This is a genomic window from Streptomyces sp. NPDC013455 (assembly GCF_040632975.1).
Classification (GTDB): Bacteria; Actinomycetota; Actinomycetes; order Streptomycetales; family Streptomycetaceae; genus Streptomyces.
On sequence record NZ_JBEYCX010000062.1, the window covers coordinates 1 to 3,511 of the forward strand.

Annotated in this window: 2 protein-coding genes; both read right to left on the reverse strand. The window is 71.2% G+C overall.

Going from position 1 to position 3,511, the window contains the following annotated elements; translation table 11 throughout:
• A partial coding sequence (locus ABZ576_RS34240) for a condensation domain-containing protein (protein ID WP_360749983.1) occupies positions 1-1,838 on the reverse strand: 1,838 nt, incomplete at its 3' end.
• Positions 1,838-3,511, reverse strand: a 1,674-nt coding sequence (locus ABZ576_RS34245) for a non-ribosomal peptide synthetase (RefSeq protein ID WP_360749986.1), incomplete at its 5' end; no start/stop codon positions are given. The genes ABZ576_RS34240 and ABZ576_RS34245, both read right to left, overlap by 1 nt.

Sequence of the window (3,511 nt, forward strand, 5' to 3'; positions counted from 1 at the left end):
TCCTCGGTCGTCAGCGCCAGCGCCGCACCGCTGTCCCGCAGCATGAACGCGATCCGGTCCGTCGGCTGGGCCGGGTCGACGGGCAGATAGGCCGCGCCCGCCTTCCACACGCCCAGGATCGCCGCGATCATGTCCACGCCACGCGGCAGGCATAGACCCACCACGGCATCGGCGCCGATCCCCTGACCGATCAGGTAGTGCGCGATCCGGTTCGCCCGCGCCTCCAGCTCTCCGTACGCCACCCGGGAACCCTGGGAGACGATCGCCATCGCGTCGGGCGTGCGGCTCGCCTGCCGCTCGAACAGGGCGTGCACGAGATCGACGTCGAGGCCGGTCGCCGTATCGTTCCAGCCGGTCAGCACCCGGCGGCGTTCGGCCTCGTCGACGATGCTCATCGCGCTCAGCGCGCGGCCGGGGTCCGCGGTCGCCTGGTCGAGGACCTGGGTCAGCCGTGCGGCGATACGCTCGACCGACGCCACGTCGAACAGGTCGGCCGCCGCCGTCACCGAGCCGCGCAGGCCCGCCGGGGCACCCTTCGCGTCGAAGACCTCGCGGACCGAGACGTCGAGATCGAACTTGGCCGCCCGCGTGCCCGCTTCCGGGCCCTCGGACGTGGTCCTGGCCCCGGACGTGGTGCGGGACCGGGGGCCGGAGGGCATTTCGGAGAGTGCTTCGGAGTAGGCCTCGGATGGCGTTCGGGCCGAGGCAAGGACAATCCGCTGGTTGTTCTGGACGGTCAGCATGACCTGGAAGAGCGGGTGCCGGGCCAGGGAGCGGGCCGGGGCCAGCTCCTCCACGAGCTTCTCGAACGGCACGTCCTGGTGCTTGAAGGCCGACAGCCCGGTCTTCCGCACCTGCGCGAGCACCTCACGGAAGGTGGGGTCGCCCGACAGGTCCGTGCGGATCACCAGCGTGTTGATGAAGAAGCCGACCAGGTCCTCCAGCGCCTCGTCCGTACGCCCCGCCACGGCCGTACCGACGGGGATGTCGGTGCCCGCGCCGAGCCGGGACAGGAGGGTGGCCAGGGCGGCCTGGAGGACCATGAACGTCGTCACGCCCTCGGCCCGCGCCACCGTCGCGAGGCGCGCGTGCACCTCGGCGGGGACGCTCAGTGGGACGATGTGTCCGCGGTGGGAGGCCACCGGCGGACGGGGGCGGTCGGTGGGGAGTTCCAGCTCCTCGGGTACGCCCGCCAACGCCTCGCGCCAGTAACCGGTCTGGCGGGACATCACGCTGTCCGGGTCCGCCTCGTCGCCGAGCAGCTTGCGCTGCCAGAGCGCGTAGTCCGCGTACTGGACCGGCAGCGGCTTCCACTCGGGTGCCCGGCCCCGCACACGCGCCTCATAGGCGGTCGTGAGGTCCCGGGCCAGTGGGGCTTCTGACCAGCCGTCGCTCGCGATGTGGTGCATGACGACGACCAGGACCCGCTCGTCGGCCCCGGACCTGGACCCGGCCCCGGTCTCGATGCCGGTGCCGGCCTCGACCCCCGCCTCGAACAGCCACGCCCTGATGGGCAGCTCGGCGGCCAGGTCGAACGTGTACCGCCCGGCCTCGTCGATCGCGCCGGCCAGCTCTGCCGGGGCGACCTCGGCGACCGTCAGCTCCCAGTCCAGTTCGTCGAGCCCGAGGATCCTCTGGTAGGGCTCACCGTCCGCGACCTCGTAGACCGTGCGCAGGATCTCGTGCCGCCCGATCACGTCCCGCAGGGCCGCGGCGAGCGCGTCGCGCTCCACGCCGCCCGGCAGGCGCAGCACGACCGGAACGTTGTAGGTCGGACTCGGGCCTTCCAACCGGCTGATGAACCACAGCCGCCGCTGCGCGAATGACAACGGGATCATCAGGACTCCTCCTGGTTACGCATCGGCTGCAACGCCGGCCTGGTTGACTGCACGCTTCCGAGCTGCTGGGCGAGTCCCGCCACTGTGGGAGCGTCGAACAGCGCCGCGATCTCCACCTCGACGCCAAGGGCCGTCCTGATGCGGTTGACCAGTCGCACCGCGAGCAGCGAGTGGCCGCCGAGTGCGAAGAAGTCGTCGTCCACCCCCACGTCGGGGACGCCCAGGACCTGGGCGAACGCCTCGCACAGAACCTCTTCCTCATGGCTCTCGGGCGCCCGCCCGGAGCCCGTCGCCTCGGCGTAGTCCGGGGCCGGCAGGGCCTTGCGATCGAGCTTGCCGTTGGCGGTGAGTGGGAGGGCATCGAGGACGACGACCGCGGCCGGGACCATGTGCGTGGGGAGCCGCCGGGCCGTCGACTCCAGCACCGCGGACGGTAGTCCTTCGTCAGTCTCGTCGACTTCGGTGGGGACGACGTAGGCGACGAGGCGGGTGTCGCCAGGGATGTCCTCGCGGGCGACGACCGCCGCCTGGGCGACCTCCGGATGGGCGGCCACGACGGCCTGGACCTCACCGGGCTCGATCCGGAACCCACGCACCTTGACCTGCTCGTCGGCGCGGCCCAGGTATTCGAGGAGCCCGTCCGCGGTCCAGCGGGCCACGTCCCCGGTGCGGTACATGCGCACCCCCGGCTCGAAGGGGTTCGCGATGAAGCGTTCCGCCGTCGGACCCGGACGCCTGACGTACCCCCGGGCGAGCTGGGCGCCCCCGATGTACAGCTCACCCGCGACACCCGGAGCGACCGGCTGAAGATACTCGTCGAGGACGTACAAGCGGGTGTTCGCGATCGGACGCCCGATCGGGACGGACTCCCCGACCTCCTGACCCGCTGCGATCTCGAAGACACAGCAGCCGACCACGGTCTCGGTGGGCCCGTACTCGTTGACGATCACGGACTCAGGAGCCCGCGAAAGCCAGTCGCGAACCACCGATCCGGGCAAGGCCTCACCACCCACGACCCATGTACGCGCCGCAGTGGCCGCCTCCTTGCGCGACAGCAACTCTGCGAGGAGCGGCAGATGCGCAGGGACGGCCTTCACCAGACCGAAGCCACCAAACTCCCGGACCACCTCCGCCAGCCCCTCGGCGCCACCGGCCTCACTCGTCACCACCGCGCAGCCCGAGACCAGCGGCACCACAACACTGGTCACCGTCAGGTCGAAGGCGAGGGAGGAGTGCAGCGGAGCACCCCCGCCCGCAGCCTTCATGCCGTATGCGTCCGCAGCCCACGCCACATAGTTCGCCAGGCCGCCATGGGGGACGGCCACACCCTTCGGCCGGCCCGTCGAACCCGAGGTGTAGATCACATACGCGAGCGACTGCAGCCTGACGACCACCCCCGGCGAAGCCGCATCCGCCGCCGCCAGCTGCACCCGCACCGACGCCGCGTCCAGCGCCACGAACCGGTTCCGCCCAGCCGGAAGATCATCGAGGATCTCCTCGGTCGTCAGCGTCAGAGCCACACCACTGTCCGCGAGCATGAACCCGATCCGCTCAGCCGGATACTCCGGATCGACCGGGAGGTAGCCGGCCCCCGCCTTCCACACCGCCAGGACCGCCACCACCATCTCGACCCCACGCGGCAGGCACAGACCCACCAACGACTCCGCACCCAC